At 70.8% G+C, this 24,167-nt stretch carries 24 protein-coding genes; 12 read left to right on the forward strand and 12 right to left on the reverse strand.

What is annotated here, in order from left to right; all coding sequences use genetic code 11:
* The first annotated feature begins 4 nt into the window (after positions 1-4).
* On the forward strand, positions 5-1,381 hold the full coding sequence (locus tag ACFVDI_RS04045; RefSeq protein ID WP_378900896.1) for a PLP-dependent aminotransferase family protein: 1,377 nt from the start codon (positions 5-7) through the stop codon (positions 1,379-1,381).
* An 18-nt stretch (positions 1,382-1,399) separates the two neighbouring features.
* Here ACFVDI_RS04045 and ACFVDI_RS04050 read toward each other — a convergent pair whose 3' ends face one another.
* Positions 1,400-3,097, reverse strand: a complete 1,698-nt coding sequence (locus ACFVDI_RS04050) for a protein kinase (RefSeq protein WP_378900899.1) — start codon at positions 3,095-3,097, stop codon at positions 1,400-1,402.
* Positions 3,098-3,210: 113 nt separating this feature from the next.
* On the reverse strand, positions 3,211-4,011 hold the full coding sequence (locus ACFVDI_RS04055; RefSeq protein WP_378900902.1) for an ion transporter: 801 nt from the start codon (positions 4,009-4,011) through the stop codon (positions 3,211-3,213).
* 112 nt (positions 4,012-4,123) lie between these two features.
* On the opposite strand from ACFVDI_RS04055, the gene recO reads away from it, so the two are divergent.
* Genes recO through ACFVDI_RS04070 form a run of 3 tightly spaced genes read left to right on the forward strand, consistent with a single transcriptional unit; the run spans position 4,124 to position 6,948 of the window.
* Positions 4,124-4,852, forward strand: a complete 729-nt coding sequence (gene recO / locus ACFVDI_RS04060; RefSeq protein WP_378900905.1) for a DNA repair protein RecO — start codon at positions 4,124-4,126, stop codon at positions 4,850-4,852.
* A gap of 7 nt (positions 4,853-4,859) precedes the next feature.
* Positions 4,860-6,332 (forward strand): YibE/F family protein, encoded by a 1,473-nt coding sequence (locus ACFVDI_RS04065; protein ID WP_378900908.1) that lies wholly within the window; start codon positions 4,860-4,862, stop codon positions 6,330-6,332.
* Positions 6,238-6,948 carry an isoprenyl transferase gene (locus ACFVDI_RS04070; RefSeq protein ID WP_378900968.1) on the forward strand — a complete coding sequence of 237 codons (711 nt, stop codon included), beginning with the start codon at positions 6,238-6,240 and terminating at the stop codon, positions 6,946-6,948. Before ACFVDI_RS04065 ends, ACFVDI_RS04070 begins: the two co-directional genes overlap by 95 nt.
* Positions 6,949-7,043: 95 nt before the next feature.
* Here the strand turns inward: ACFVDI_RS04070 and ACFVDI_RS04075 are convergent, their stop codons facing one another.
* The 8 genes from ACFVDI_RS04075 to bioB are packed head-to-tail and all read right to left on the reverse strand — an operon-like array spanning position 7,044 to position 14,564.
* Entirely contained in the window at positions 7,044-7,451 is a 408-nt protein-coding gene (locus ACFVDI_RS04075; protein ID WP_378900911.1) for a Fur family transcriptional regulator, read from the reverse strand.
* Positions 7,438-8,457, reverse strand: coding sequence for a metal ABC transporter permease (locus ACFVDI_RS04080; protein ID WP_378900914.1), 1,020 nt, complete (start codon positions 8,455-8,457; stop codon positions 7,438-7,440). Before ACFVDI_RS04080 ends, ACFVDI_RS04075 begins: the two co-directional genes overlap by 14 nt.
* 3 nt (positions 8,458-8,460) lie before the next feature.
* The gene (locus ACFVDI_RS04085) at positions 8,461-9,231 is read right to left on the reverse strand and encodes a metal ABC transporter ATP-binding protein (protein ID WP_378900917.1); all 771 of its coding nucleotides are present in this window, start codon (positions 9,229-9,231) and stop codon (positions 8,461-8,463) included.
* Between the two features lie 50 nt (positions 9,232-9,281).
* Entirely contained in the window at positions 9,282-10,325 is a 1,044-nt protein-coding gene (locus ACFVDI_RS04090) for a metal ABC transporter substrate-binding protein (protein ID WP_378900920.1), read from the reverse strand.
* Between the two features lie 11 nt (positions 10,326-10,336).
* Positions 10,337-10,993, reverse strand: coding sequence for a dethiobiotin synthase (bioD, locus tag ACFVDI_RS04095; protein WP_378900923.1), 657 nt, complete (start codon positions 10,991-10,993; stop codon positions 10,337-10,339).
* A complete protein-coding gene (locus ACFVDI_RS04100; RefSeq protein ID WP_378900926.1) occupies positions 10,990-12,108 on the reverse strand; it encodes an 8-amino-7-oxononanoate synthase in 1,119 nt (372 codons plus the stop codon). The genes bioD and ACFVDI_RS04100 overlap by 4 nt, the downstream gene beginning before the upstream one ends.
* 1 nt (position 12,109) lies before the next feature.
* Positions 12,110-13,420, reverse strand: coding sequence for an adenosylmethionine--8-amino-7-oxononanoate transaminase (locus ACFVDI_RS04105; RefSeq protein WP_378900929.1), 1,311 nt, complete (start codon positions 13,418-13,420; stop codon positions 12,110-12,112).
* Positions 13,401-14,564, reverse strand: coding sequence for a biotin synthase BioB (bioB, locus tag ACFVDI_RS04110; RefSeq protein ID WP_378900932.1), 1,164 nt, complete (start codon positions 14,562-14,564; stop codon positions 13,401-13,403). Before bioB ends, ACFVDI_RS04105 begins: the two co-directional genes overlap by 20 nt.
* A 130-nt stretch (positions 14,565-14,694) precedes the next feature.
* Between bioB and ACFVDI_RS04115 the strand changes: the two genes are divergently transcribed.
* Genes ACFVDI_RS04115 through ACFVDI_RS04125 form a run of 3 tightly spaced genes read left to right on the forward strand, consistent with a single transcriptional unit; the run spans position 14,695 to position 16,979 of the window.
* The gene (locus ACFVDI_RS04115; RefSeq protein ID WP_378900935.1) at positions 14,695-15,933 is read left to right on the forward strand and encodes an alpha/beta fold hydrolase; all 1,239 of its coding nucleotides are present in this window, start codon (positions 14,695-14,697) and stop codon (positions 15,931-15,933) included.
* Between the two features lie 5 nt (positions 15,934-15,938).
* On the forward strand, positions 15,939-16,409 hold the full coding sequence (locus tag ACFVDI_RS04120) for a hypothetical protein (protein WP_378900938.1): 471 nt from the start codon (positions 15,939-15,941) through the stop codon (positions 16,407-16,409).
* Positions 16,410-16,433: 24 nt separating this feature from the next.
* A complete protein-coding gene (locus ACFVDI_RS04125; protein WP_378900941.1) occupies positions 16,434-16,979 on the forward strand; it encodes a GrpB family protein in 546 nt (181 codons plus the stop codon).
* A 133-nt stretch (positions 16,980-17,112) separates the two neighbouring features.
* Here the strand turns inward: ACFVDI_RS04125 and ACFVDI_RS04130 are convergent, their stop codons facing one another.
* Together ACFVDI_RS04130 and ACFVDI_RS04135 are read right to left on the reverse strand one after the other, a co-directional pair.
* Positions 17,113-17,325, reverse strand: coding sequence for a hypothetical protein (locus tag ACFVDI_RS04130; protein ID WP_378900944.1), 213 nt, complete (start codon positions 17,323-17,325; stop codon positions 17,113-17,115).
* Positions 17,322-18,191: a hypothetical protein gene (locus ACFVDI_RS04135; protein ID WP_378900947.1), complete on the reverse strand. Its 870-nt coding sequence runs from the start codon at positions 18,189-18,191 to the stop codon at positions 17,322-17,324. Before ACFVDI_RS04135 ends, ACFVDI_RS04130 begins: the two co-directional genes overlap by 4 nt.
* 149 nt (positions 18,192-18,340) lie before the next feature.
* Here ACFVDI_RS04135 and ACFVDI_RS04140 point away from each other — a divergent pair, with 149 nt between their 5' ends.
* From ACFVDI_RS04140 to ACFVDI_RS04160, 5 genes are all read left to right on the forward strand, one after another.
* Positions 18,341-19,741, forward strand: a complete 1,401-nt coding sequence (locus ACFVDI_RS04140) for a glycine--tRNA ligase (RefSeq protein ID WP_378900950.1) — start codon at positions 18,341-18,343, stop codon at positions 19,739-19,741.
* A gap of 81 nt (positions 19,742-19,822) precedes the next feature.
* Positions 19,823-20,512, forward strand: coding sequence for a hypothetical protein (locus ACFVDI_RS04145; protein ID WP_378900953.1), 690 nt, complete (start codon positions 19,823-19,825; stop codon positions 20,510-20,512).
* 37 nt (positions 20,513-20,549) lie between these two features.
* Complete coding sequence (gene dusB, locus ACFVDI_RS04150; protein ID WP_378900956.1) at positions 20,550-21,686, forward strand: tRNA dihydrouridine synthase DusB; 1,137 nt, start codon at positions 20,550-20,552, stop codon at positions 21,684-21,686.
* A gap of 369 nt (positions 21,687-22,055) precedes the next feature.
* Positions 22,056-22,823 carry a mucin-2 protein gene (locus ACFVDI_RS04155; protein ID WP_378900959.1) on the forward strand — a complete coding sequence of 256 codons (768 nt, stop codon included), beginning with the start codon at positions 22,056-22,058 and terminating at the stop codon, positions 22,821-22,823.
* A gap of 268 nt (positions 22,824-23,091) precedes the next feature.
* Positions 23,092-24,063, forward strand: a complete 972-nt coding sequence (locus tag ACFVDI_RS04160) for a mucin-2 protein (RefSeq protein ID WP_378900962.1) — start codon at positions 23,092-23,094, stop codon at positions 24,061-24,063.
* Positions 24,064-24,167 lie beyond the last annotated feature (104 nt).

Genomic DNA, 24,167 nt, shown 5'->3' on the forward strand with positions numbered 1-24,167 from the left:
CCAAGTGACCGGAGCGGACTTCCTCCAGCTCGACCCGGCCGGGGTGCCGCCGGGCGGGCTGGCTGCCTGGCTCACCGGCGCCCTGCGCGACGCGGTGGCCGACGGTCGGCTCGCGGTCGGCGCCCGGGTGCCGGCATCGCGCACCCTCGCCACCCAGCTCGGCGTCTCGCGCGGGGTGGTCGTCGAGGCGTACCAGCGGCTCACCGACGAGGGGCTGCTCTCCGCCCGCAGCGGGGGCGGCACGCGGGTGAGCGCGGTTCCCGGAGCCGTACGCCGCCTCGGTGCCGCGACGCGACTACCGACTCCCGAGCTGGACCTCTCCCCGGGAGTTCCGGACCTGTCCGCCTTCCCGCGAGCCGCTTGGGCGAAGGCGTCGCGGGAGGTGCTCGCCGAGGTCGGCAGCGCCGAGCTCGGCTATGGCGATCCGCGGGGCGTGCCGGCGCTCCGGGAGGCGCTCGCGGTCTGGCTGGGGCGTACGCGCGGCATCACCGTCTCGCCCGACGAGATCTTGGTGGTCAACGGTGTCGCCCAGGGGCTCGTGCTGATGGCGCGCTGGCTGGAGGAGCGCGGCCGGACCAGGATCGGCTTCGAGGAGCCGGGGTCCTACGGCGGCCGGGTGCACCTGCAGCGATGGGGGATGACGACGGTGCCGGTGCCGGTGGACGACGACGGCCTGGACGTGGCCGCGCTCGCCGTCAGCGGGGTCGACTCCGTCGTCGCCACGCCCGCCCACCAGTTCCCGACCGGGGTCGTGCTCTCACCGCAGCGGCGGCGGGAGCTGGTCGAGTGGGTCCGGGCGGCGCCGGACCGGCTGGTGGTCGAGGACGACTACGACGCCGAGCACCGCTACGACCGGCCGCCGGTCTCGGCGGTGAAGGTGCTCGCGCCCGACCGGGTCGTCCATCTCGGCAGCGTGTCCAAGACGCTCGCGCCGGCGATGCGGATCGGCTGGCTGATCGCCCCACCCGGCATGCACGAGGAGCTGGTCGAGGCTCGCTACTGGCTCGACCTGGCCAGCCCGGCACTGCCCCAGATCACCTTGGCGCGGATGCTCACCTCGGGTGCCTTCGAGCGGCACCTGAGGCTGGTGCGGCAGCGACACAAGGTCCGGCGCGACGCCCTGCTCGAGGCGCTCGCCGAGCATCTGCCCACCGTTCGGGTCCGGGGCGTCGCGGCCGGGCTGCACGTCCTGGCGACCCTTCCTGACGGTGTCGACGACGCGGCGGTCGCCGAGGCCGCGCTCGCGGCGGGCATCGCGGTCCATCCGCTGTCCCGGCACCGTCAGGGCGAGGGGCCGCCGGGTCTGGTGATCGGCTATGCGGCGACGACCCCGGATCGCCTTCGGGAGGCCGTCCGGCGGCTCGCGCCGCTGATCTCCTGACGGTCTCTCACGGATCTCCTAGGAGCCGACGTCGTACTTCGCGCAGAGGCCGATCCGGCTGCCGGAGTTCCACGCCGACTCGAACGGCGGCTTGAACATGGTCGCGTCCGACGGGCAGCCCGCCAGACCCTGGACGTTGGTCTCGGCCTGGTCGGGGTAGCTGTCGCCGGTCATCTCGAAGGTGTCGACGACGACGTAGTCGTGGGTGGTCCCGCAGCGGACGATCTTGTCGACGGTGCTGTCGATGCATGCGCGCAGGTCCGCCGGGGCCGGGATCGGGTCCTCGGGCAGGTCGATCAGCGGGGCCTTCAGGACCGTCACGACGATGTCGCACCTGACGTAGCGGTCGCCGTCGTTCCAGGTCGACTCCTTGGGCCAGTACCAGTTCACCAGGTAGGCCGTGCGGGCCATCATCTCGGGGCGCAGCCCGAGACCGGTCTCGATGCGGCTGTAGCAGGCGGCGCCGGCGGCCTTGTTGTCGTTGTAGTCCTTGACGTCGGTGGCGACGTGGAAGGTGTAGAGGGTGTGCGGGTCGGCGCAGTCGACCGGAGCGGTCTCGTCGACGAACGTGTTGCCCTCGTCGAAGTCCAGGTCACGGCACTCGCCGGCCTCGGGGATGTCGCTGCCGCCGGTGCTCACGAGATAGATGAGGCCGCCGATCAGGCCGATGACCACCACCGCGGCGATCGCGCCGGCGACGAGCAGACCCTTACGCCTCTTCGGCCGTTGCTGGGATCCGAGGCTCGTCGGAACGGTGGTCGGCTGGTCGAACGGTGATCCGGTGGGTGGCGGACCGCTGGGTGGGCCGACGGGCGGCACGTGCGCCGCCGACTTCTGCCACGGAGAGCTGGGCGGCGGAGGCTGGGGTGCCCGATGAGCCTGCGGCGTACGGGTGCCCTGCGCAGCGGCGCGAAGGGCGTCGCCGAAGGAGCGGGCATCGGGCCAGCGGTCCTCGGCCCGCGGCTCCAGCGCCCGGGCGATGGCCTGGCTGATCGGCGCCGGGAGGGGACGTACGCTTCCTGCCTCCGGCACCCGGGAGGTGAGGCCGAGCGCGGGGGCGGGGGAGCGGCCGGCGAGCAGGGCCCAGGCGACCGCCCCGAGGGCGCGCACGTCGGCCCGGTGGTCGATCGGCAGGTCGGGGTCGAGCTGCTCGGGCGCCATGTAGGACGGGGTGCCGATGTCGCGGGTGACCTCGTTGAGCGAGTCGAGCGAGCGGGCGACGCCGAGGTCGGCGATCATCACCCGGCGAGCCCCGGCGGTGCCGCCGGAGGTCTCGGAGGTGAGCAAGAGGTTGGCGGGCTTGATGTCGCGGTGGATGACGCCGCGAGCCTTCAGGGCCATCAGGCCGTCGGCCGCCTGCGAGACGATGTCGGCGACCTCGCGCACCTCCAGGCCGGCCGGAGAGCCCTTGAGGAGGTCGGCGACCGAGCCGCCGTCGGCGTACGACATCACGAAGAAGGGGATGCCGGTCGACGTCTGGCCGATGTCGTAGACACGTACGACATGGGGTGAGTCGACCGAGCGGAGCAGCCGGGCCTCCTGGAGGAACCGCTGGTGGATCTCGGGGTTCGACACCCAGCCGGGGGAGAGCGCCTTGACCGCGACGTGGGAGTCGAGATCGGGGTCGTAGTAGAGCCAGACTGAGGCGAACGCCCCGGCGCCGATGTGGCGGACCTGCTGCAGCCGCCCGAGGTGGGTCGGGAAGGTCGCGCTCATCGCTCCCGTCCCTGAGAGCCGTGCCCGTCAGTCATGCCCGAATCATGCCCTGGATCGGCTGGGAGGGGCTGCGGTGACACCTACTTCGGGTCGTTTCGCAAAGAAATCGAGACCTACTTCCCGAACCGCTCCTGGTCGAGCTTGACCGCGGCGTGCCGGTCCGAGCCGATGTTCTCCCGCAGCTCCTTGGCGGACTCGCGGATGGCGTCGGAGATGATCTCGTGGACCCGCGGGTCGGCCAGGCCCTCGTCGACCAGGCGCAGCACCGTGTCGGCCACGAGACGGACGACGTCGTCGTGGAACGGGAGGTACCGCAGCTTCCCGGTCGCCTGGTCCTGGCGGATCAGGTCGATGATGAGCGTGTCGATCTCGGCCCGGTTCTCCTCGATCGCGCTGGAGATGTGCCGGGTGTAGTTGCCGGTCTGGATCACCGCGATCACCTCGTCGAGCACCGCGACCGTGATCGGCTTGCGGATCGCGTCGACGATCGCCCCGGAGAACCTCCCCACCACGTACGCCGAGACCCGGTCGCCGAAGGCACGGTCGGCCGCACGCATCAGCCGGAGGAAGATGACCACCACCCGGAGCAGCCGGAAGGCGCGGAAGGCCGGGTCCGAGAGCGGGATCATGCCGAGGATCTCGTACCAGTAGAGCGCCAGGAACTTCCAGCCGAGACCGGACCTGGCCCAGCGGACGCAGAACTCGACGAAGAAGATCCCGCAGATCACGTAGTCGGCGACGATCACCCGGCGTTCCCAGACCTGCGGTACGTCCCAGAAGGTGATCCAGACCAGCAGGGCGACCGAGACGATCGCGAGCGCCAGCATCAGCCAGTCGACCACCGTGACCGGCGGCGTCCGCACGGCACCCGGCTGGCGGTCGTCGTGGCGGCGGTCGATGCCTGTGGTGCTCATGGTGGGCACGATAGGAGACGTGTTCACCGAAGCCGGTCAGCCACACGCGTCGTTGACATGATGTGGGTCTGTCGCTGCCACGGTTGTCGGTGCGGCGCGGCAGAATGGTGCCGTGCCCCTCTACCGCGACGAGGCCATCGTGCTTCGCACCCACAAGCTGGGTGAGGCCGATCGGATCATCACCATGCTCACCCGCCATCACGGACGGGTGCGCGCGGTGGCGAAGGGCGTGCGGCGCACCACCTCGCGGTGGGGTTCGCGGCTGGAGCCGTTCACCCACGTCGATCTGCAGTTCGCCGAGGGACGCAACCTCGACACGGTCACCCAGGCCGAGACGCTGACCCTGTTCCACGCCGGGATCGGGCTCGACTACGACCGCTACACCGCCGGCACCGCGATGCTCGAGACCGCCGACCGGCTGGTCCACGAGGAGCGCGAGCCGGCGCCGCAGCAGTACCTGCTGCTCGTCGGCGGGCTGCGGGTGCTCGCCCAGGGCGACCGGCTGCCCCGGCACGTGCTCGACTCCTACCTGCTTCGCTCCCTGGCCGTGGCCGGCTACGCGCCGAGCTTCGAGGCGTGCGCGCGCTGCGGGCTGGAAGGTCCGCACCGGTGGTTCAACGTCTCCATGGGTGGCGCGCTGTGCACGACCTGCCGGGTGCCGGGCTCGGCGACGCCCTCGCCGGAGACGCTCACCCACCTCGGCGCGCTGCTCTCAGGTGACTGGGATACCGTCGGCCGCGCCGAGGACCGGACCAGCAGGCAGGCGAGCGGGCTGGTCGCTGCGTACCTCTCCTGGCATCTGGACCGCAACCTGCGCTCGCTCGAATACGTCGAGAGCTGAGGAAACGATGGCCCACTCCCACGGCCACTCCCACGGCGGGCACGCCGCCGAGGTGGAGGTCGAGGCGCTGCCGCGGATGGTGCTGACCGTCTCGCTGGCGCTCGTCGCCGTGATCACCCTCGTGGGCGTGGCCGTCTGGTGGCCCGACCGGGCCGCGGTCGAGAAGCTCCAGGGATCCCAGGAGTTCGTCGCCGACGGTGTCGTCTTCGAGACCGCCGAGGTGACCTCGGTCGCCGAGCCGTGCAGCACCGAGGGCACGCCTGAGGGCTGCAACAAGGCCTCCGTGAAGCTCACCAGCGGACCCGACATCGGTGCCGAGGTGGGGGTCGAGATCTCGACCCCGATGGCCCGCTCCGGGCTGGAGGCCGGTGACGAGGTGGAGCTCTCGCGCACGGAGAAGGAGGGGGAGGCGACGTACGCCTTCTTCGACGTCGAGCGCGGACCGCCGCTGCTCCTGCTGGTCGGTCTCTTCGTGGTCTGTGTCGTCGCCGTCGCGCGGCTGCGCGGGCTGATGGCGGTCCTGGGCCTGGGCTTCGCGGGGGCGGTGGTGTGGCTGTTCCTGCTGCCCGCGCTGCTCTCCGGCGAGCCCGCGGCCTGGGTCGCGCTGGTCGCCTCGGTGCTGATCCTCTACGTCGTGCTCTACACCACCCACGGGCTCTCGGTGCGTACGTCGGTGGCGCTCGCCGGCACGCTGGCCGGGGTCACGGTGACCGCGGTGATCGGCACCCTCGCGATCGGTGGGAGCCGGCTCAGCGGCCTGGGCTCGGAGAGCGGTCAGACGCTCTCCTCGCTCGACGCCGCGCTCGACCTGCAGAGCCTCCTGGTGGCCGCGGTGATCATCGCCGGCCTGGGTGCGCTCAACGACGTCACCATCACCCAGGCGTCCGCGGTGTGGGAGCTGCGCGCCGCCGGGCCGACGACCTCGAGGTGGGACATCTTCCGAGGCGCGATGCGGATCGGCCGCGACCACGTCGCCTCGACGATCTACACGATCGTGTTCGCCTACGTCGGCAGCGCACTGACCCTGCTGCTGGTGATCCAGCTCTACGACCGCACGTTCCTCTCGCTGCTGACCACCGAGCAGATGGCCGGTGAGATCGTCTCCACGATGGCCGCGGGCATCGGGGTGGTGCTCGCCATGCCGATCACCACGATCATCGGCGCGCTGACGGTCCCCGGCCCCGCCGGGGACCCCGCGGAGATGGAGTACGACGTGCCCCGGCGCCCGATGGTCCCGCCCAGGCCGCCCCAGCCCGGGCCGCCTCAGCCCGGGCCGCAGCCGCCTCCTGGCTATCGCCCGACTAGGGTTGCACCTCGTGAGCAAGCCGGTCCGTACCCCAACACCCCACCCGTCCGGGGCTACCCCGCCCCCGGTCCCGCGCGACCTGGTCCCCAACCACGTGGCGATCATCATGGACGGCAACGGCCGATGGGCCAAGGAGCGTGGCCTCCCCCGGACCAGGGGCCACGAAGAGGGTGAGTCCTCGCTCTTCGACGTCGTCGAGGGGGCCATCGAGATCGGCGTGAAGGCCATCTCGGCCTACGCGTTCTCCACCGAGAACTGGTCGCGCTCGCCCGACGAGGTGAAGTTCCTGATGGGCTTCAACCGCGACGTCATCCGCCGCCGCCGCGACGAGATGAACGAGCTCGGCGTCCGGGTCCGCTGGGCCGGCCGTGCCCCGCGGCTGTGGAAGTCGGTCATCAACGAGCTCAAGATCGCCGAGGAGATGACGCGCCACAACACGGTGTGCACCCTGACGATGTGCGTCAACTACGGCGGCCGCGCCGAGCTCACCGACGCGATGCGCCGGATGGGGGAGGACGTCGCCGCCGGCCGCCTGCGCGCGGACAAGATCACCGAGAAGACGATCGAGAAGTACCTCTACGTCCCCGAGCTCCCCGACGCCGACCTCATCTGGCGCACCTCCGGCGAGCAGCGGCTGTCCAACTACATGCTCTGGCAGGCCGCCTACTCCGAGTTCGTCTTCACCGACGTGCTCTGGCCCGACGTCGACCGGCGCCACCTGTGGCATGCCATCGAGACGTACGCCTCCAGGGACCGCCGCTACGGCGGCGCCCTCCCCAACCCGGTCTAGCCGAGACGTCCCTCCCGTCGGCCGAGCTGGCACCGCTGTGACGCTTCGGCCGACCTAGGTGACGCCTCGGCCGACGTGCCTGACGCTTCGGCGGTCTAGCGGCAGTCGGTGCAGGTGCCGAAGATCTCCAGGGTGTGGGAGACCTCGGTGAAGCCGTTCTCCTCGGCCATGGTCTTGGTCCAGCGCTCGACGGCGGGACCCTCGACCTCGACGGTGCGGCCGCAGCCGCGGCAGACCAGGTGATGGTGGTGGGTGTCGGAGCAGCGGCGATAGATGGTCTCGCCGTCCTCGGAGCGCATCGCGTCGACCGCGCCGGCCTCGGCCAGCGCGGTCAGGGTGCGGTAGACGGTGGCGAGGCCGACGGCGCCGTCGAGGCGGGAGTGGATCTCCTGGGCGGAGTGGAAGCCGTCGTACGTCTCCAGGGCCTCGGCCACAGCGAGCCGCTGCTTGGTGGGGCGCAAGGTGCTGGGGGGATCAGTCGCCACAGGGTCAGTGTTCGTCATAGTGCTCTCCCTCCGCGCCGACGTGCGCCGCGTGCCGGTGCCCGTCGTGGATGTAGTCGACATGGTCGCCGTGCTCGACCGCGACGTGGCCACACTTCTCGCCGTGATGGTGCGGGTGCGCCTCGTCGACCGGCTTCTCCACCGGTGAGGTCTCCGGGAACGGGGCCACCAGCGCCCGGCGGCGGCGCAGCCAGGCGCCGACCGGCCAGACCAGGAAGAACCCGGCCAGCGCGACCAGCACGATGCTGGGACCGGGCTGGACGTTGGCGCCGGTGCGCGAGAGCGCGGCTGCCAGCACCAGGCCGCCGACCGAGGCGGCCAGCCCGGCGCCCATCGCACCGAGCAGCGTCATCCGGAACGACCGGCTCAGCTGCTGCACGATCGCGACCGGCACGACCATGAGCGCGGAGACGAGGAGCAGGCCGACGGTGCGCATCGCGATCACCACGCTCAGGGCGGCGAGCACGGCGACCAGGATCGAGTAGAGCCGCACCGGAAGCCCGGCGACCTTGGCGTAGTCGGCGTCCTGGGAGACCGCGAACAGCTGCGGCGAGAGGCCGACGCAGATCACGATCAGGACGACCGCGAGCGCCATCGTCACCAGCAGGTCGTCGACCGAGATCGTTAGGATCGAGCCGAAGAGGAACTCCTGGAGCCGGGAGGCGCCGGTGCCGGCCAGCCCGGTGACGAAGACGCCGCCGGCGAGCCCGCCGTAGAAGAGCATCGCCAGGGCGACGTCACCTTCTGCGTGGCCGCGCTCGCGTACGACCTCGATGGTCACGGCCCCGGCGATCGCGACGACCACCGCGGTCCAGGTCGGCGAGGTCTGGGTCCACAGGCCGATCGCGACGCCGGTGACCGCGACGTGACCGATGCCGTCACCCATCAGCGCGAGGCGTCGCTGCACGATGTAGGTGCCGACCGCGGGAGCCGCGATCCCGACCAGGAACGCCGCGATCAGCGCCCGCTGCATGAACGGCACCGAGAAGAGCTCGAGGAGAGTCATGGCCTAGAGCTCCTTCAGCGGGGTCGGGACGGCGGGATTGGGCTTGGTGGCCGACGCGTCGTCGCAGTGGACGTGCCCGGCGTCGAACCCCTGGGCGTGGACGTCGGCGTCGGAGAGGGGAGGGCCGTCGTAGGCCTTGCGTCCGTCACGCATGACGACGGCGCGGTCGACCAGCGGGGCCAGCGGCCCGAGCTCGTGGGCGACCAGCACGATCGTGGCGCCGTCGGCCTTGAGCCGGCCGAGCGCCTCGGCCAGGGCGTGCTGGTTGGGCAGGTCGACCCCGGCGGTGGGCTCGTCGAGCAGCAGCAGCTCGGGGCGGCCGGCGAGAGCCCGCGCGATCAGCACCCGCTGGTGCTGGCCGCCGGAGAGCTGGGCGACCCCGCGTTGGGCGTACGCGTCCATCCCGACCACCTCGAGGGCGGCCCGGATCGCGGCCCGGTCGGCGCTGCGCAACGGCCGCAGCAGCTTGCGGTGGGTGAGCCGGCCGGAGGCGACGACCTCCCAGACCGAGGCGGGTACGCCGCCGGTGGCCGTGCTCCGCTGCGGCACGTAGCCGACCCGTGACCAGTCGTGGAAGCCGGCCAGGGCGCGGCCGAACAGCTCCAGGCGACCGGCCGAGAGCGGGTTGAGACCGACCAGGGTGCGTACGAGCGTGGACTTGCCGGAGCCGTTGGCCCCCATCAGCGCGACGAACTCACCGCGCTTGACGGTCAGGTCCACCTCGCGCAGGACGGGGCGTCCGGACAGCGCGACATCCCCGCGCAGGAGCTGCACGGGGACATCGGCGGGGACTGTGCTGTTTCCTGAGCCGGTCCCGGACTTGGTCACTGACAACCGTTGGCCGCCTTCAGGGCGTCGAGATTCTGGCGCATGAGGGAAAGGTAGTCCTCTCCCTCGGTGTCTGCCGAGAGACCCTCGATCGGGTCGAGCACGGCGCTCTTCAGACCGAGGTCGTCGGCAAGGGTGTCGGCCAGCGCGGTGCTGACCAGGCGCTCGGAGAAGATCGTGGTCACGCCGTGCTCCTTGGCGTGCTCGCCGATCTCGGCGAGCTGGGCCGGGTTGGGCTCGGCGTCGGGGGTCAGGCCGGCGATCGGCTCGAAGTCCAGACCGTACTTGTCCAGGTAGCCGAAGGCGTCGTGGGAGACCACGACCTCCTTCATCTTGCACTGGGCCAGGCCGGTCTTGAACTCCTCGTCGACCGCGGTCAGGTCTGCGGTCAGGTCCTTCGCGTTGGCCGCGTAGGTCTCGGCGTTGTCGGGGTCGGCCTTCGCCAGTGCGGCGCTGACGGCCTCGGCGTAGTCGGCCATGAGCGCCGGGTCGTGCCAGAAGTGGGGGTCGAGCTCGCCGTGGGCGTGGGCGTCCTCGGCCTCTTCCGCGTGGGCGTCCTCGCCCTCTTCCGCGTGGGCGTCCTCGCCCTCCTCTGCGTGGGCGTCCTCGCCCTCCTCTGCGTGAGCATCCGCGCCCTCCTCTGCGTGAGCATCCGCGCTCTCCTCGGCGGGGCGGAGCTCGACGGTCTTCTCGACGTCGACCACGGCGCCCTTGACGTCCTGCTCGATCGCGTCGTCGACGGCGGGCTGGAAGCCGTGCTCGGTGAGGATCACGTCGGCACTCTGCAGCGCCGCGGTCTGGTTGATGCTGAGCTCGAGGTCGTGGGGCTCGACGCCGGGCTTGGTGAGGCCGCTGACCTCGGTGAGGTCACCCCCCACCCGCTCCGCGACGAACTCCAGCGGATAGAACGCGGCCGCGACCTGGACCTTCCCCGAGCCTGACCCGGAGGAACCGGAGTCGTCGGAGAGGGCGGCACAGCCGGAGGTGAGCAGGAGTGCGCCGGCAGCAAGCAGGCCGGCGGAGCGGGTAGTGGGGGCCATGAGAACCATTCTCAGCTTAGTTGAGAATGGTTGTCAATTCCTTCCGGGATGCCGAACAGCAGGGGCACGCCGGTCACCCGGGGCAGGTCGATGCGGTTGCACCGTTCGGCCAGCCCCGGCTCGCCCGGCCAGGAGCCGATGATCAGCCCGTCGGGCTCGTGCCCGCGGGCGCGCATCGCGGCCACGGTCAGCTCGGTGTGGTTGAGGGTGCCCAGGCCGGCCGCGGTGACGACCACGAACGAGGTGGCCACACCCTCACCGAGGAGTGCATCGGCCAGATCCAGGAGGGTGCCGCCGTCGGTGTCGAGGCGCACCAGCAGACCGCCCGCGCCCTCGACGAGGACGAGATCGTTATCCCTGGTCAGGCCCGCGATCGTCGGAGCGTACGCAGCGACCGGCGGGATCTCGACCCCGGCCCTCCGGGCCGCGGTGTCCGGCGCAAGCGGCTCCCCGAGCCGGGTCAGCTCGTGGACCTCGATCCCGGTCAGCCGGCGGACCTCGGCGGCGTCGCAGTCGCCGTCGTCGGTGCCGGTCTGGACCGGCTTGACCACCGTGACCTTCTCGCCGTTCGTGCGCGCTCGGGAGGCCAGGGTGGCGGTCGCGACCGTCTTGCCCACGCCGGTGTTGGTGCCGGTGACGATCACGACCCGTCCGCTCGACTCGTTCATCGCGCCTCACCCACCACCGTGTCGATGGCCTTGACGGCCCGGTCCCAGTCCTCGCCGGTGACACCCGCTCCCGCGGTGACCCGCAGCCGGGAGACCCCGTCGGGGACCGACGGCGGACGGAAGCAGCCGACGCGTACGCCCTCGGTGAGCAGGTCCACCTGTGCGGCGACCGCGGCCTCGGGCGATGGCATCGGCACCGACAGCACCGCACCAGCGGGCACCGGCACGCCGAGCGTCGCCGCCAGCCCGGCGACGCGGGCGTGGATGGTGTCGGCCAGGTCGGGGCGCGACCTGGCGACCCGCGTAGCGGCCAGCGCAGCAGCCGCGGAGGCGGGAGCCAGGCCGGTGTCGAAGATGAACGGCCGGGCGGTGTTGATCAGGTGGTCGAGGACCGCTCGTGGCCCCAGCACCGCCCCGCCCTGGCTGCCCAGGCTCTTGGAGAGCGTCGCGGTGACCAGCACCTCGGGACGACCGGCGAGGCCGTGGCGGTGCACCAGGCCGGGCCCGTGCACGCCGACCCCGTGGGCCTCGTCGACGACCAGCAGCGCATCGTACGCCGCACACACGTCGGCGAGCTCGGCCAGCGGTGCCTCGTCGCCGAGCACCGAGTAGACCGACTCGGCGAGCACGAGGCTGCGGACGCCGGGTCGGGCGGCCAGCGCCGCCTGCACCGCGGCCACGTTGTTGTGCGGGACGACCGTGAGCTGGGCCCGGGAGAGCCTGACCGCGTCGATCAGCGAGGCGTGGATGTGTGCGTCGGAGATGACGTGGGCGGTCCGGTCGGCCAGGGCGCCGACGACCGAGAGATTGGCGTGGTAGCCGGTCGAGAAGGTCAGCGCGCCCGGCTGCCCGAGCCAGTCGGCGAGCTCGTCCTCCAGCTCGCCGTGCAGCGTCAAGGTGCCCGTGACCAGCCGGGAAGCACCCGCGCCACCGCCCCAGAGCATCGCCGCGTCGGCCGCGGCACGCCGCACCTCGGGGTGGCGGGAGAGTCCCAGGTAGTCGTTTCCGGCCAGGTCGACGACGTCGTCATGAGGGCCGCGCGGCCGCAGCCGCCGGGTCAGCCCGGCCCCCGCCCGAGCGGCGGCCGCCTCGTCCAGCCAGGTCTGCCAGCCCATCTCAGGCCACCTCCGCGGCCGCTGCGACGGCTCGGCAGATCCGGGCGAGGTCGGCCGCACCGGTGACGTAGGGCGGCATCGTGTAGATCAGGTCGCGGAACGGCCGGACCCAGACCCCTTCGCGCAGCGCGGCGTCGGTCGCCTTCGCGACATCGACGGGATGGTCGAGCTGGACCACGCCGACGGCGCCGAGGACGCGGACGTCGCTCACACCCGGCAGCTCGGAGAGCGGGGAGAGGCCGGTCGAGAGTGCGCCGGAGACCCGGTCCACGTCCTGCTGCCAGCCCCGTGCCGTCAGCAGGTCGAGCGAGGCCAGCGCCACCGCGCAGGCGAGGGGGTTGCCCATGAACGTCGGCCCGTGCATCAGCACGCCGGACTCGCTGTGCGAGATCGCGTGCGCGACCTCGGAGGTGGTGAGAACGGCCGCCAGGGTCATGTAACCCCCGGTGAGCGCCTTACCGAGGCAGAGGATGTCAGGCGTGACCTGCGAGGACACGAACAGATCCCCGGTGCGGCCGAACCCGGTGGCGATCTCGTCGAAGATCAGCACCAGCCCGTGCTCGTCGGCGATCTCGCGGAGCACGACCAGGCAGCGGTCGTCGTAGACCCACATCCCGCCGGCGCCCTGGAGGCGTGGCTCGAGGATGATCCCGGCCAGCTCGTCGGCGTGGTCGGCCGCCAGGCGACGTACGCCCTCAGCCCATGCCTCCACGTCGCCACCCGGCGCCGGCGGCCGCTCGGCGAAGACCTGCGGAGCGAGCATCTCGGTGAACATCGAGTGCATCCCGCCGACCGGGTCGCACGTGCTCATGCAGCCGAAGGTGTCGCCGTGGTAGCCGCCGCGCACGGTCAGCAGCCGGGTACGCTCCGGCCGCCCGCGGCCGCGCTGGGACTGCAGCGCCATCTTGATCGCGACCTCGACGCTCACCGACCCGGAGTCGGCCAGGAAGACGTGCTGCAGCGGCTCGGGGGTGATCTCCACGAGCCGCTGGGCGAGGTCGATCGCGGGAGCGTGGGTCAGGCCGCCGAACATCACGTGCGCCATCCGGCCGGCCTGCTCGGTGAGCGCGGCGTCCAGCTCGGGCACCCGGTAGCCGTGGATCGCCGACCACCACGACGACATCGCGTCGACGACCTCGAGGCGCTTGCCGTCGTGGTCGGAGAGGTGGAGGCGTACGCCCTCGGCGCCGGTGACGAGCCGCACCGGCGCCGGGTCGGTCATCGAGGTGTAGGGGTGCCAGAGGTGCTCACGGTCGAACGCGAGCAGGTCGGACGAGCTCCCGAGGCCCCGATCAAGCGTTGGCAGCGACATCGGTTCCCGCTCCACGCCGCCGGATCACCGGGCTGTCCTGCTCGTCGTGGCCGCCGCACGCGGTGCCGCAGCCGTCGCCGCAGCTGCTGCCGCAGCCACCGGTCACCACCCGACCGGCCGCCCTGGCGCGGTGCTCCTCGATCAGCTCGCCGAAGGCGGTCTCGTCCATGCCGAGGATGATGAAGCCGTTGTCGCGCAGCATCTCCAGGTCGGCGAGTGCGTCCTGGCCCTCGGAGGTCAGGTAGTCGCCGAGGAAGATCGAGTTGGCGACCTGCAGTGCGGTGGCCTGCAGCGAGCGCAGGTGCATCTCGCGGCCGCCGGCGATCCGGATCTCCTTGTCCGGGCAGACGAACCGCGCCATCGCCAGGATCTTCACGCAGCGGGTGGGGGAGAGCTCCCAGGTGTTCTCGTACGGCGTCCCGTCGAACGGCATCAGGAAGTTCACCGGGATCGAGTCGGCGTCGAGCTCCTTGAGCGCGAAGAGCGCCTCGACGAGCTGCTCGTCGGTCTCGCCCAGACCCGCGATCAGGCCGGAGCACGGCGAGAGGCCGGCGTCCTTGGCCTTGCCGATGGTGTCGACGCGATCCTCGTAGGTGTGGGTCTGCACGATGTTGTCGTGGTTGGACTCGGCGGTGTTGATGTTGTGGTTGTACGCATCCACCCCCGCCGCCTTGAGGCGCTCGGCCTGCCCGCCCTTGAGCAGCCCGAGGCAGGCGCACACCTCGACGCCCTCGTGGGCATCCTTCAGCGCCGAGGTCATCTCGACGACCTTGTCGATGTCGCGGTCCGAGGGTCCGCGGCCCGAGGAGACCATGCAGACCCGGGTGGCACCTCCGCGCAGCCCGGCGCCGGCCTGCTCGAGGGTCTCGTCCTTGGACAGCCAGGAGTACTTCAGCACCGGCGCCTGCGACCCGAGCGCCTGGCTGCAGTAGTTGCAGTTCTCCGGACACAGCCCCGACTTGAGGTTGACCAGGTAGTTCACCTTCACGGTGTTGCCGAAGTGCTCGCGACGCAGCCGTCCGGCCGCGGCGACGACGCTCATCAGCTCCGTGTCGGACGTACGCAGCACCGCGAGTGCGTCGTCGGCGGTCGCGGCCCCGCCGGACAGGATCCGGTCGGCTAGCTGGTCGAAGGCTGTCGTCATGCGGGCGTCTCCTCGGGATGGCTACCTGAACGTCGTTCAGTTGAACGGTGTTCAGGTTAGATCCGGTGGTCGAGCTTGTCGAGACCAGTGCCCGCGTCGGGTCTCACGGCGCGTTGTCTAGGATCGGCGCGTGCACATCGAGACGATCCCCGGACTGGTCCTGATCGAGCACGAGATCGAGGTGCCCCTGGACCATCTCGGTGGCGGGTCCGAGACGCTGGCCCTCTTCGCCCGCGAGGTGCGCAGACCGGGCGACCGCGACGACCGCGACGCGCTGCTCTTCCTCCAGGGTGGCCCGGGTGGGGAGAGCCCACGGCCGATCGACCTCCCGATGGCGCCGGGGTGGCTGGAGCGGGCGCTCCAGGACTACCGGGTGATCCTCCTCGACCAGCGGGGGACCGGGCGTTCGACCCCGCTCACCGCGATGACCGGGATGAGCCCGCAGTCGCAGGCTGACCACCTCGCCCACTTCCGCGCCGACTCGATCGTCGAGGACGCCGAGCTCCTCCGGCGCCACCTGGGCATCTCGCGATGGTCGCTCCTGGGTCAGTCGTTCGGTGGCTTCTGCTCGCTGCGCTACCTCTCGACCCACCCCGAGTCGCTGCGCGAGGTGCTGTTCACCGGGGGAGTGCCGCCGGTCGGCCTGCCCGTCGACGAGGTCTACGCCGCGACCTTCGCCCGCACGATCGAGCTGACCGAGCGCCACTACGCCCGCTTCCCGGGCGACCGCGACCGGATGCGGGCGCTGGTCGAGCGCTGTGACGCCGGCGAGATCCGGCTCCCGCACGGCGGCCCGCTCTCGTCCCGCCAGGCGCGCTCCATCGGCAGCCTGCTCGGGATGACGGGCGGCTCCGAGCAGATCCACTACCTCCTCGAGCGCGACCCGGCGGGCCTGGGCTTCGGGCACGAGGTCGCCTCGCTGCTGCCGTTCAGCGGACACTCGCCGCTCTACGTACTCGTTCACGAGGCGTGCTACGCCGACGGCCAGGCGACCCGCTGGGCCTCTGCGCGGGTTCAGCCCGCGGCGTACGAGGAGGACCCGACGCTGTTCACCGCCGAGCACCTCTTCCCGTGGCATCTCACCGAGGACCCGCTCCTGGCGCCCTTCGCCGAGACGGCGGACCTCCTCGCCGAGCGGGAGTGGCCCAGCCTCTACGACCCCAGCACGCTCGCCGCCGTCGACGTCCCGTGCGCCGCCGCGGTCTACTACGACGACCCCTACGTCCTGCGAGAGCATTCCCTCGCCACCGCCGAGCTGGTCCCCACCCTCCGCCCGTGGATCACCAACGCCCACCTCCACAACGGTGTCCAGGTCGCCCCCGACGAGGTCCTGGACCGCCTCATCGGCATGGTCCGCGGGCGGGTCTGACCGCCATGAGCCTTCCTGCGGCGGTCATCCGCACCACGTCGTTCGCGCTCACCATGGCGCTCGTGGCTCTCGCCTATCCGCTGCTCGCCGCGTTGGCCTACGCCGGCCTCTTGGTCGCCTCCGCGGTCGGCGACCTCGGGCTCGGTGGCCCGCTGGCCGGTCCGGTGCTGGTGCTGCTCGGGGCGCTCGCCGGCGTCGTCTGTGTCGCGATCGGAGCGCCCGCCGCGATCGCCGCCCGGGTCCTGGGTGGCGTCAGAGGCCTCCTCGCCGGCGCTGCCGTCCTGATCGCTCTCGCGGGCGGCGCCACCTGGCTCGCGTGGCTGTTGTTCGACCTGTCGGGCCGGCCATGGGCCGTCGCCGCAGCGCTGATCGCCGCCTCCGCCCCGGCCGCCCTGGTGCTCGCACTCTCCGACACCGTCGCCGGCCGGGTCGCCCCCCTGCCCGCACGGACCCGGGCCTCTGCTGGTCGCGCCTGAGCCGGACCTGTCAGACTCTCGCCCGTGGGTATCGAGGTGACGGCGTACGACCAGAGTTGGCCGATCCGGTTTGAGGAGGTCGCCGAGATCTTGCGGAAGGCCCTCGCCGACGGACCGGAGGCGAGCGTCGAGCACGTCGGGTCGACCTCGGTCCCGGGACTGGCGGCCAAGCCCATCCTCGACATCGACGTGATCGTCGCGCCGCAGGACGTGCCCGCGGCGGTCGCGGCGCTCGTACGCATCGGCTACCGCCACCGCGGCGACCTCGGCGTCGCCGGGCGGGAGGCGTTCCATGCTCCCGACGACGATCCGCGACGCCACGTCTACGTCTGCGCCGCCGGCACCATGAACGTACGCAACCACCTCGCCGTCCGCGACATCCTGCGTCGCCGCGACGACCTCCGTGACGAGTACGCCGCGGTGAAGCTGTCCCTGGCCGCCGACCCGGACATGGACATCGACAACTACCTCGCCCGCAAGTCCGACGTCCTCCAGAAGATCCTCGCCGCCTCCGACCTCACCGACGACGAGCGCCGCCAGATCCTCTCCCTCAACGACCCGAGCCGCTGACGACCGACCAGTTACCGACCCCATGTCGGAGTCGTGTGATGGACGGCAACCCTTGTGAGGGCTCTGCACACGGTCGTTACGCAAGTGACCAATGAGGCACCTCAACAGTCACATGCGTAACGACCGTGTGCACTCAGAGGCGTAGGGCGTGGGCAGCCATCCGGTAGGCGACGGCGGCGGCGTCGTGGGCGTCGAGCTCGTCGAGGACGTTGCCGAGGTCGAGGAGCATCGCGGCCTCGGCGAAGATCTCCCGGAGGGTCTCGAGGTCGGCCTCGGTCTCCGGGCGTGCGGCCGCCTCCTCGGCGAGGCCGAGGATCGGGCGGAGGCGAGGGTCGAGGTCGCTCATCCGTCGAGGTCGTCGAGGTTCAGGCCCATCGGCGACTGGCCGGGGATCTCGCCGGAGGCGACGACGGCCTTGGTCAGCGGGCGCAGCAGGGTGAACAGCTCCTCGACCTCGGCCGGCACCAACGACGCGTACGCAGAGGCAGCGAGCTCATCGGTCGTCGACTCGATCGCGGCCTTGGTCTCCCGGCCGGCATCGGTGAGGGACGTGCCGTCGTCGGTGACCAGCCCGCGAGAGCGAAGGCCGGAGACGAGGTCGGACCACTCGGTCTCGTGGATGTTGCGGGAGGTGGCGTAGACCGACGGGGAGAGGCCGGTGGCGAGGGCGTGGAACACATGCGACTCGCGGCCACCGATCCCGGCGGCGAGCAGGGCGGAGACGTGACCGTCGCCGCGGTGCTCCCGGAGCAGCGTGGCCGCGTCCCAGAGGAGGGCCAGTGGGTCGTCGGCGACAGGGAGCGAGCGGAGCGCAGCGTACAGCGGCCGGCCCTCCAGCGGAGCGTCGAGAGCGGCCCGCGAGGCGAGCGCGGCGGCCCGTGCGACGTCGTCGGAGTCGGCGAGCGCGCCCAGCTGACGGCGGAGGGCGGCGCCCGCACCGGAGCGCCGGGCCTCGTGCGCGGCCTCGGGCGGCGCGAACGTCCAGGCGTCAGGCAGCGCCCGGGAGACGTGGGAGAAGGCGAAGTTGTAGAACACGGCATGGACGACCTCGGCCGGAACAGGTCCGAGCGGCGCGGACCGAGCCGCGAAGTAGCCCATCCAGTAGCCGCGGTAGCCGGCCTCCTTGAGCAGGGCGATCGGCTCGGGTGAGAAGTAACCCACCGCATGGATCGGCTCGAGCAGCTTCCACAGGCGACGTGCGTTCGGCTCCATGGCTGACGACGTTATCGGCACGGTGCCCCAGAGGCCGAGCGAATTGGCCCACCGGGCGGCGTACATAACAAGATGACGCCACGGATACGATTTATCCGACACCAGGCCCGGCAGCCGGCCGGGCTCACCTCGAGCAGAGAGCATTCATCGTGGCAAAGCCGCCAGCATCGACCCTTGACCTCGTCGTCTCCCTCGCCAAGCGGCGCGGATTCGTCTACCCCTGCGGCGAGATCTACGGCGGCACCCGGAGTGCCTGGGACTACGGCCCCCTCGGTGTCGAGCTCAAGGAGAACATCAAGCGCCAGTGGTGGAAGGCGATGGTGCAGCAGCGCGACGACGTCGTCGGCCTCGACTCGAGCGTGATCCTGCCCCGTCAGACCTGGGTCGCGTCCGGCCACGTGGAGACCTTCAACGACCCGCTGGTCGAGTGCCAGAGCTGCCACAAGCGGTTCCGCTTCGACCACCTCCAGGAGGAGTACGCGGAGAAGAAGGGCATCGAGGACCCCGACTCCGTCGACATCAACGAGAGCGTGGCCTGCCCCAACTGCGGCACCCGCGGCGCCTGGACCCCGCCGCGCGAGTTCTCCGGCATGCTCAAGACCCACCTCGGCGTCCTCGAGGACGAGAGCGGCCTCCACTACCTGCGTCCCGAGACCGCGCAGGGCATCTTCATCAACTTCGCCAACGTCGTCACCAGCACCCGGCAGAAGCCCCCGTTCGGCATCGCCCAGACCGGCAAGAGCTTCCGCAACGAGATCACGCCGGGCAACTTCATCTTCCGCACCCGCGAGTTCGAGCAGATGGAGATGGAGTTCTTCGTCAAGCCGGGCGAGGACGAGGAGTGGCACCAGTACTGGATCGACGAGCGCACCCGGTGGTACACCGACCTCGGCATCAACCCCGACAACCTGCGCCACTACGAGCACGCCCAGGAGAAGCTGAGCCACTACTCCAAGCGCACCGTCGACATCGAGTACCGCTTCAACTTCCCCGGCAGCGAGTGGGGTGAGCTCGAGGGCATCGCCAACCGCACCGACTTCGACCTCGGCACCCACATGAAGCACTCCGGCGCCGACCTGCAGTACTTCGACCAGGCCAACAACGAGCGCTACCTGCCCTACGTCATCGAGCCCGCGGCCGGTCTGACCCGTGCGCTGATGACCTTCCTCGTCGACGCGTACGCCGAGGAGGAGGCCCCCAACGCCAAGGGTGGTGTCGACAAGCGGGTCGTGCTCCGTCTCGACCACCGGGTCGCGCCGGTCAAGATCGCCGTGCTCCCGCTCAGCCGCAACGAGGCCCTGTCTCCGAAGGCGAAGGCGCTCTCGGCCGAGCTGCGCGCCAACTGGGCCGTCGACTTCGACGACTCCCAGTCGATCGGCAAGCGCTACCGCCGCCAGGACGAGATCGGCACGCCCTACTGCGTCACCGTCGACTTCGACACCCTCGAGGACGACGCGGTCACCATCCGCGAGCGCGACACCATGAAGCAGGAGCGGATCCCGCTCGAGGGCGTGAGCCGCTACTTCGCCGAGCGCCTGATCGGAGCCTGAGCGACACCGTTACCGGGTCGTAGACGTTGCATGGGGCATCCTGCCGCACGATTTCCCTGATGAGTGGGGCAGGATGTCCCCATGCAACGAGCGGGGTCCGTACTCGCCGCATCCGTCACGGGTGCGGTCATGGCCATGTCAGTGATGGGGTGCAGCGGCACCGCGCCCAGGTCGAACGCGCCCAGGGCATCCGAGAGCGCCTCCGCCTCCGCGTCAGCCTCGCCCTCCGCCTCGGCCGAGCCGTCCCCTGGTGCGCTCACCGATCCGGGTGCCGACCGCAAGCTCGGTGAGACCGCGACGGTCGAGTGGGCGCCCAAGGAGGGTGTCGACGGGAAGCTCTCGATCACCATCGCCCGGCTCGAGTCGACCTCCTACAAGCAGACCTTCTCCGGCTGGAAGCTCGACGAGGCGACCCTGGAGCGCGCTCCCTACTTCGTGCGCGCCACCATCAAGAACGAGGGCGAGACCGACCTCGGCGGCTACGACGCGCCGCTGTGGGGTCTCGACAACGAGGGCAACCTGGTCGAGGCGGCCGCGTTCAAGGAGCCGTTCAAGCCCTGCGACGGGAAGACCTTCCCCAAGCCGTTCGCTCCCGGGGCCAGCGTCAACGTCTGCCTGGTCATGCTCGTCCCGAACCAGGGCAAGCTCGTCGGCGTGAGCTTCCGCCCCTACGAGGAGTTCGACCCGATCACCTGGGAGGCCGACCCGGTGCCGTACGTCGCGCCCAAGGCCTCCGCGAAGCCGAGCTCGTCCGCGTCGCCCTCCTCCTGATTTTCCGTACGTCGTGCCCTGACCGGACAATGGACCCATGTCCCTTCCCGGCCCCCTCCACCTCGGCAGCCTGACCGTCGACACCCCCGTGGTGCTCGCGCCGATGGCGGGTGTCACCAACGCCGCCTTCCGGCGGCTGTGCGCCGAGCAGGGCGCGGGCCTCTACGTCTGCGAGATGATCACCTCCCGCGGGCTGGTGGAGGGCGACCAGCACACCAAGGACATGCTCGTCTTCGACGAGGCCGAGACCGTACGCAGCGTGCAGCTCTACGGCACCGACCCGGTCTACGTCGGCAAGGCGACCGAGATCCTCTGCGCCGACTACGGGGTGGCCCACGTCGACCTCAACTTCGGCTGCCCGGTGCCCAAGGTGACCCGCAAGGGTGGCGGGGGAGCGCTGCCTTACAAGCGCGGCCTGCTCGGCGAGATCCTCGAGCACGCCGTGCGCGCGGCGGAGCCCTATGGCGTACCGGTCACGATGAAGACCCGCAAGGGCATCGACGACGCCCACCTGACCTACATGGACGCCGGCCGGATCGCCCAGGAGAGCGGCGCGGCAGCGATCGCGCTGCACGGGCGTACGGTCGCCCAGGCCTACTCCGGCACCGCCGATTGGGACGCCATCGCAGAGCTGAAGGCCTCCGTCGACATCCCGGTGCTCGGCAACGGCGACATCTGGGAGGCGGCGGACGCGATCCGGATGGTCGAGGAGACCGGCGTGGACGGTGTCGTCATCGGCCGCGGCTGCCTCGGACGTCCCTGGCTCTTCCGCGATCTGGTGGCCGCGTTCGCCGGTGTGGCCGTCAACGTGCTGCCGAACCTGGGCGAAGTGACCGACATCATGCGGCGCCATGCCGAGCTGCTCTGCGAGCACATGGGGGAGGAGCGCGGCTGCAAGGAGATCCGCAAGCACATCGCGTGGTACCTCAAGGGCTTCGGCGCCGGTGGGGAGCTGCGCCGGACCCTGGGCCTGGTGAACAGCCTCGCCGACCTCGACGAGATGCTCTCCAAGCTCGACCGGAACGAGCCTTTTCCCTCGTCACAGCTGGGTGCGCCGCGCGGGCGACAGGGTGCGCCGCGCGACAAGGTGGTCCTTCCGGAGGGGTGGCTGGACGACGCCGACGGGCGTGGCTGCGGGTTCGCCGAGAACGTGTCGGAGACGTCCGGAGGCTGAGGTCTCAGGGCCTGTTCCGAGGGGTCCGGAGAGGCGTTCCGGGGCTTCGGAATCAGTCGCCCGACAGGTACAAAACAACGCAAAAACTCGGCAACGGAATTGGAATACCCCCTGTCGTGTGTGCTGTACTCATTGCCGTGCCGAGCCCCCACCAGCACGACTCTCGACGGGTTTTCCCCGTCGAAACCATGGGAAACGCTCGGGCACAGACCATGTAGTCGAGCAAAGGAATTGCGTGTGGCCGGCAGCCACAGAGGCGACACTCGGGCCGTCCGTAAGACCAAATCAATAGTTGCCAGCGCAGGGGTCGCGGTCCTCGCGACAGGCGTCGCAGTCGGCGCCGGAGCCGCATTCGCGGAGCCGACCTCGTTGATCACCAAGAACGCAGGCGCTTCCCTCTCCTCGACCAAGGCCGACGTGCCGAGCACCCGTGACGACGCGCGCGTCGCCGGAGACCGCCGGGAGACGGTCGTCAGCCGTGACGGAGGCGACCGCGAGTCGGTCTCCTCGGTCGAGGAGCTGACCAAGGGCCCCGAGCAGGTCGAGACCGGCACCGCCAAGGCGGTCAAGCGCTGGACCACGGAGACCCTCAACCTCTGGTCGGCCTACGGCAAGCACGCCACCCAGGCCGGTGAGATCGAGGCCGGCGAGCTCGTCTACGCCACCGGGCGCACCGAGTCCGGCCGCGACGAGATCCTCGTCGACGGCGAGGTCGCCTGGGTGACCGCCGGCAACCTCAGTGACGAGAAGCCGGAGACGACCGGTGTCGCGGCCGGCATCAGCACCGCCGCCTGCGGGGACTCCTCGGTCGAGAACGGTCTGGTCTCCGACGCGGTCACCGTCTACCGCGCGGTCTGCAACGCCTTCCCGGAGGTCGCCTCCATCACCGTCGGCGGCTGGGACGACCACGGCGAGCACACCTCGGGCAAGGCGCTCGACTTCATGGTCGACAAGGCGCTCGGCGACGCGATCGCCGCCTACCTGCAGCAGTACGCAGCGGAGCTCAACCTCTACGACATCATCTGGTACCAGCGGATCTGGACGCCGGTGCGTGCCTCGGAGGGTTGGCGCTACATGGAGGACCGCGGGTCCGCCACCGCCAACCACTACGACCACGTCCACGTCTCCACGAATTGATTGCGATTGCTTCGCACTTCGCGCAGCGTTGGATGCGAGGTCGGTCGGCCCGGGCTACAACAGCCCGGGCCGACCTGCGTTCTCGGTCGTCCGGCCGGTTAACAACTTCGCAAAAGTCTCCAGACGCTCATGGGATACCCCCGCCGGTGTGTGCTTGACTCGGTGCCCCCCACGTAGTCGAGCGAAGGATTGCGCAGTGGCCACCAGCCACAGAGGCGATTATCGAGCTGTCCGTAGAACCAAGAACGCCGTCGCGACCGCAGGCATCGTGACATTCGCGACCAGCGGCGCGGTGGCCGCCGGCACGGCGGCGGCGAACCCCGGCATCGTGATCGCCGAGGTGGAGGAGAGGTCCGGGCTCCGGCTTCCGGCGCCGGCCGAGCGACGTATCGAGGCCAGGGCCGCCGAGAAGGCGAAGCTCCCGGCGCTGCCGGCGACCCGCGAGGACACCCGGATGTCCAGCGACCGTCGCGAGCTCACCGGCCGGGAGACGCCGGTCAGCCGCAGCGGCGAGCGTGGGGCCGGCGCGACCACTCACGCGCTGAGCGAGGTCGCGACGATCGAGTCGCTCATCGAACGGCCGACGTCGGTCACCGGTGGTGCCCAGAAGGCCGTGCTGCGCTACGTCCAGGAGGACGTCACGGTCTACGCGTCGTACGGAAAGCGCGCCAAGGAGCTCGGCGAGCTGGAGCTCGGCCGGGCGGTCTACTACACCGGACGCGACGAAGGTGGCCGCCAGGAGATCGTTCTGGAGGGAAACCCGGTGTGGATCCCCGCGGGCAACCTGGGCAGGACCAAGCCGGAGCCGCCGCCCGAGCCGACGCCCACCCCGACCCCGACGCCTGCCCCGTCGCCCACGGAGGACGCCCCGGCGGGACTGGACTTCTCGGCGTGCGGCGACTCCTCGGTGGAGAACGGCCTCGTCCCCGACGCCGTCGACCTCTACCGCGCGGTCTGCAACGCGTTTCCTGCGGTCGCCTCGGGCACGACCTACGGCTACGACCCGCACGGCGAGCACATCGACGGCAAGGCCCTCGACTTCATGACCGACGACAAGGCGCTCGGCGACGCGATCGCCGCCTTCGTCCAGGAGCACGCCGCCGAGCTGAACATCTACGACATCATCTGGTACCAGCGCATCTGGACCCCCGTGCGGGCCGACGAGGGTTGGCGTCCGATGGAGGACCGCGGCGACCCCACCGCCAACCACTACGACCACGTGCACGTGGCGGTCAACTGAAAGCCGAGTCGGCGCATCTGTCTCATCGAGAACCGCCGAGTCGGCGCCACAGTAACCAAGTGGTGGGGCCCTTGTGCCCACACCGCGGGGGGGGGGGGGGACCA

This window comes from Nocardioides sp. NPDC057767 (assembly GCF_042798275.1).
Lineage (GTDB): Bacteria > Actinomycetota > Actinomycetes > Propionibacteriales > Nocardioidaceae > Nocardioides.

Coding starts and splice junctions, on each gene's coding strand:
- ACFVDI_RS04055 (WP_378900902.1), bottom strand. CDS start 4,011: ATGAGCACCACAGGCATCGACCGCCGCCACGACGACCGCCAGCCGGGT.
- ACFVDI_RS04105 (WP_378900929.1), bottom strand. CDS start 13,420: ATGTCGCTGCCAACGCTTGATCGGGGCCTCGGGAGCTCGTCCGACCTG.
- ACFVDI_RS04130 (WP_378900944.1), bottom strand. CDS start 17,325: ATGAGCGACCTCGACCCTCGCCTCCGCCCGATCCTCGGCCTCGCCGAG.
- ACFVDI_RS04090 (WP_378900920.1), bottom strand. CDS start 10,325: ATGGCCCCCACTACCCGCTCCGCCGGCCTGCTTGCTGCCGGCGCACTC.
- bioD (WP_378900923.1), bottom strand. CDS start 10,993: ATGAACGAGTCGAGCGGACGGGTCGTGATCGTCACCGGCACCAACACC.
- ACFVDI_RS04145 (WP_378900953.1), top strand. CDS start 19,823: ATGCAACGAGCGGGGTCCGTACTCGCCGCATCCGTCACGGGTGCGGTC.
- ACFVDI_RS04120 (WP_378900938.1), top strand. CDS start 15,939: ATGAGCCTTCCTGCGGCGGTCATCCGCACCACGTCGTTCGCGCTCACC.
- dusB (WP_378900956.1), top strand. CDS start 20,550: ATGTCCCTTCCCGGCCCCCTCCACCTCGGCAGCCTGACCGTCGACACC.
- ACFVDI_RS04100 (WP_378900926.1), bottom strand. CDS start 12,108: ATGGGCTGGCAGACCTGGCTGGACGAGGCGGCCGCCGCTCGGGCGGGG.
- ACFVDI_RS04050 (WP_378900899.1), bottom strand. CDS start 3,097: ATGAGCGCGACCTTCCCGACCCACCTCGGGCGGCTGCAGCAGGTCCGC.
- ACFVDI_RS04065 (WP_378900908.1), top strand. CDS start 4,860: ATGGCCCACTCCCACGGCCACTCCCACGGCGGGCACGCCGCCGAGGTG.
- ACFVDI_RS04135 (WP_378900947.1), bottom strand. CDS start 18,191: ATGGAGCCGAACGCACGTCGCCTGTGGAAGCTGCTCGAGCCGATCCAT.
- bioB (WP_378900932.1), bottom strand. CDS start 14,564: ATGACGACAGCCTTCGACCAGCTAGCCGACCGGATCCTGTCCGGCGGG.
- ACFVDI_RS04080 (WP_378900914.1), bottom strand. CDS start 8,457: ATGACTCTCCTCGAGCTCTTCTCGGTGCCGTTCATGCAGCGGGCGCTG.
- ACFVDI_RS04075 (WP_378900911.1), bottom strand. CDS start 7,451: ATGACGAACACTGACCCTGTGGCGACTGATCCCCCCAGCACCTTGCGC.